Origin of the sequence: Pseudoalteromonas sp. TAB23, assembly GCF_000498075.1 — a bacterium.
Classification (GTDB): domain Bacteria; phylum Pseudomonadota; class Gammaproteobacteria; order Enterobacterales; family Alteromonadaceae; genus Pseudoalteromonas; species Pseudoalteromonas arctica.
Genome location: NZ_AUTP01000129.1, coordinates 1 through 4,181 on the forward strand (window position 1 = coordinate 1; position 4,181 = coordinate 4,181).

The 4,181-nt window shown below is 41.4% G+C and carries 4 protein-coding genes; 2 read left to right on the forward strand and 2 right to left on the reverse strand.

The genetic code is table 11. From position 1 onward, the window contains the following. Positions 1-95: 95 nt before the first annotated feature. Together L654_RS0104700 and L654_RS0104705 are read left to right on the forward strand one after the other, a co-directional pair. Positions 96-1,418: an IS4 family transposase gene (locus L654_RS0104700; RefSeq protein ID WP_101162806.1), complete on the forward strand. Its 1,323-nt coding sequence runs from the start codon at positions 96-98 to the stop codon at positions 1,416-1,418. Positions 1,419-1,618: 200 nt separating this feature from the next. Further along, the gene (locus L654_RS0104705) at positions 1,619-3,238 is read left to right on the forward strand and encodes a methyl-accepting chemotaxis protein (protein WP_024607430.1); all 1,620 of its coding nucleotides are present in this window, start codon (positions 1,619-1,621) and stop codon (positions 3,236-3,238) included. 71 nt (positions 3,239-3,309) lie between these two features. Here L654_RS0104705 and L654_RS0104710 read toward each other — a convergent pair whose 3' ends face one another. Then, a complete protein-coding gene (locus L654_RS0104710; protein WP_010554993.1) occupies positions 3,310-3,618 on the reverse strand; it encodes a YkgJ family cysteine cluster protein in 309 nt (102 codons plus the stop codon). A gap of 45 nt (positions 3,619-3,663) precedes the next feature. Next, on the reverse strand, positions 3,664-4,181 hold a 518-nt coding region (locus tag L654_RS0104715; protein ID WP_029753494.1), incomplete at its 5' end, for a RecQ family zinc-binding domain-containing protein.

Consider the following 4,181-nt stretch of genomic DNA (forward strand, 5'->3'; position numbering starts at 1 on the left):
TAATGCCGATCAGTTAAGAAAATGACCGGTTGACCGATCCAAACGATCATGCAAAATCCGTAGTTAGGAAACTAACTACGGATTTTTTTGTGAATATAGAACAAGCACTGCAAGCAACACTTGAAGAAAGCAGCCGATACCATACCTTTGAAAAATTATCAGAAATTCTTGACCCTGAAATCATTGAACAAGGTTTTCAACAAGCTGGGATTGCAACCGTTCGTAAGCGAAGGTTACCGCTTGAGGCCGTTTTGTGGTCAGTTATTGGCATGGCATTGTTTCGAAAAGAATCGGTTTGGAATATCGCTAATAAGCTAGATATCATGTTACCTGGCAAGAACCAACTCGTTGCTCCAAGTGCGATGGTACAAGCGAGACAAAGGTTAGGTGATGATTCCGTTAAACACGTTTTCAATAAATCTGCTCAATCAATGTATAAGCAACAGTCATTCGAAACATGGAATGGCTTGAACCTATTAGCTGTTGACGGTGTTGTGTGGCGAACAGCCGACACGCCTGATAATCGTAAAGCCTTCTCTTCTGGTAGCAACCAATACGGTGATACAGCCTTTCCTCAAATACGCATGGTCTGTCATATGGAATTGACCAGCCATCAACTGCTCAGTAGCGAGTTTGATAACTATAAAACCAACGAGATGAAATTAGCTGAGCGTTTAATTGAACGTACACCAGATAATTCACTGACTATGTTTGATAAAGGATATTATTCTTTAGGCCTGTTAAATCGTTGGCACCAAACTGGGAAGATGAGGCACTGGCTGATACCAGCAAGGCCCGACTTACAGTATGAAATCATCTCCAGCGCGGGTAAAAATGACCATATCATTGAATTGAAAACAACAAAGCATGCACAAAAAAACTTTCCCGATGTTCCTGAAACGATTAAAGCGAGATTAATCAGTAAAACAATAAAGGGCAAAAGCTACCGTATATTAACCTCGATGACGGATAGATTGCGTTATCCAGGTAATGAAATTGTTGAATTATATTGTCATCGTTGGGAGATAGAACTTGGGTTTAGAGAAATCAAACAAACCATGCTTGATAGCGCATACCATTTAAGAAGCAAGCGTCCAGACATGGTGCGTCAGGAGCTATGGGGCGTGTTACTCGCCTATAATTTAATACGAAGAATAATGACGATGGCGGCGACAGTTACAGGGATATGGCCTAACCAGCTTAGTTTCTCTAGCAGTTCGATGGCTGTCATTCAGTATTTCTCGTCAGTATCTATAATGAGTCCAGGGAACATTCCAATACACTGGCAGCACTTACTCAATACACTGGTCTTATTTAAGCTTCCAGCTAGACGAGAGGATAGAAGATACCCCCGATGGGTTAAGCCAAAACCATCTAAGTATCCCCATAAAAAGAAAAATGCCAGTCAGCTTAACTGACTGGCATTAGGCATTTAGCCCCTTTTTTAATGCCTGAAAAACACTCCTCATTAAAGTTACGCTTGTAAACTAAATTAACAAACAATCCCTTATTGCTAATAAAACTTTAATTAATAAGGCATAATGCTGCTATTGTTTTAGAATAATCACTAATAATACAAGCTGCTCTTGCGCGTATTGACTCACACTTGGGATCAACCATGACCATAAACATGCGTTTAACGACCGGCTTTGGCGTAATTTTATCAATGATGCTTATTTTAACCATTATTGGCATTTCGCGCGTTAGCCTCATTAATAATAACATTACCCACATGACCGACGTAAATTCGGTAAAGCAACGTTACGCAATTAACTTTAGAGGCAGCGTACACGACAGAGCAATAGCCGTGCGCGATGTAGTGCTAATTACCGATCAAAGCAGTTTAAGCTCCGTGTTAAAGAGCATAAAAGAGCTAAACGCATTTTACCAAACGTCAAGCAGGTCTATGGCCGAGCTAATGGGTAATATGAATAATGAAGAGCGCGCTCTAATTAATAAAATAAATCAAATAGAGCAGCGCACTCAGCCTTTTATTCAAGGTGTAATAAACGCTAAAAATGCAGGAAACCTAAACGAAGCTGAGCGCATTTTATTAACCGATGCACGCCCTGCGTTTACCCAGTGGCTAAATGTTATAAACCAATTTATAAACCTGCAAGAGCAAGCAAATCAAACCACCACTATTGATACTCTCGATATTGCCAGCTCGTTTAAAATTTGGATGATTTCGCTCACCGCACTTGCCTTTTTAATAGGCATAAGCGTTGCGTATGTTATTAGCCAACTGATCAGAAATTCAGTAGGTGGCGAACCACAAGAAGCCGCTGAAGTAATTGCCCTTATTGCCCAAGGCGACTTAAGAGGTGATGTACAGTCGTGTTGCCCAAATAGCATGATGGCTTCTGTAGGGGTGATGCAATCTAAATTAAAAACCATTGTAGATAGCATTATTAACTCATCTGAAGAGCTTTCTACTCACTCTGCAAGCGTAGCGTCTGGCTCGCAGCAAGCACTTAGTGCCGCTGACGCACAAGTAACTTATACAAACTCGGCAGTAAGCAGCCTAGAAGAAATGAGCCGTAGTATCCATGCTGTAGCCGACTCAGTTAGGCAAACAGAAGATAACTCAAAAATAACCGCGCAATTATCGCAGCAAGGTAGTATTGCAGTGCAAAAAGTAGCGGCCGAAATTGAGCAAATCTCAGTAACCGTAAAAGCCACAGTTACCCAAGTAAACGTGCTGCAAGAACATGTAAAACACATTGGCGATATTTTAAGTGTGATCCGCAGTATTTCCGATCAAACAAACTTGCTTGCACTAAATGCAGCAATAGAAGCTGCAAGAGCAGGCGAAACAGGCCGAGGGTTTGCTGTTGTTGCTGACGAAGTAAGGCAACTTGCCCAGCGTACTGGTGATGCAACTGGCGATATTGAAAAAATGATTTTGCAAGTGCAAGAAAACACGCAAGCGTCGGTAACAGCTATGGAAACCACAGTACCACAAGTAGAAAATGGCCTAACGCTTACTCACGAAGCAAACGAGTTACTGCATCAAATACAGCAACAAGCTAACGACTCATTAAGTAACGTGCTTGAAATTGTTGAATCAACATCAAACCAAGTAGCCACCGTGGCGCAAATTAGTACCGGCGTAGAAGAAATTGCCAGTATGTCCAAAGAAACCAGCATGTCGCTTAACAGTAACGCACAAGAAGCTGTTGCATTAGCTGACCTTTCAAACACACTTAAAAAGTATATTAGCTACTTTAAAGTTTAATTTTTATAGTAAGCAATAAACAAAGGGGCTTTTAAGCCCCTTTGTCGTTTATGTACTTTAATAATAGCGGACTATATACCCGCTAAATCACGCTCGGTAATACACTCACCCGACGCCATTTCAAACTCGCGACATACTAATGGGCGGTTTTCGTAAATGGAGCACATAAGTGTATTGCGGTCGAGTGCTTGGCACCAACCGTCGTCAGCGCGTTTCATTACTTCGCTGCCCCATTTATCGTATTCTATATAGTTAAAAGGCACGCCGGTGTCGGTTACTATGCGCACTTCTAATTGGCAACAACAGGCTTGGCAGTTAGCACACGTAACGGGCTCTGGGGTAGTAGAAATATTTTCAACGGGAATAACAATATGAGGCATAGTGGCTTACTTTTTTGAATAAGCCACTAGGATACAGTAACTAATTTAACGCGCTAGTAGTTTTGCTTTAATATCGCTGTAACGCATTTGCTCGCACAGCGCAAAACCACTCAGCTGGCGTACTTTATTACGCGCAAATAACGGCACACTCATCCCCGCTAAAAAGCGGCATTGAGTTTCAATACCCACATTATGATTACCCTTGCCTGCCATATGCGCTAAAAACTCATCTACCTTTTGATAAATAAGTTGCTCGTCAATATGTGCAGGCTCTATAGAATATTCAAGCTTAACCGCATGACCTCTACACACACTACAATGCCCACATTGCTCAGGTGCATTTTGATCGTCAAAATAGCGCGCTAAGTTATAGCTTAAGCAACTTTGTAGCTCAAAAAAGCGTACCAGTGCAGCAATACGTTTAATTTCGGCTTGTTCTTTATCGGTAAAATAGTCGTGAAGTTGCTGGGCAAGTTCAGGGTTATTTATAACCTCTCCATGTACTTTGTATACTTGGGTAATACGTTTGGTTTCGAGCGTTATTAGGTTTTTTTCGGCTAGGT

What these genes read in the sequence shown, in the direction of transcription:
- L654_RS0104705 (WP_024607430.1), top strand. Translation starts at nt 1,619, where the DNA reads ATGACCATAAACATGCGTTTAACGACCGGCTTTGGCGTAATTTTATCA.
- L654_RS0104710 (WP_010554993.1), bottom strand. Translation starts at nt 3,618, where the DNA reads ATGCCTCATATTGTTATTCCCGTTGAAAATATTTCTACTACCCCAGAG.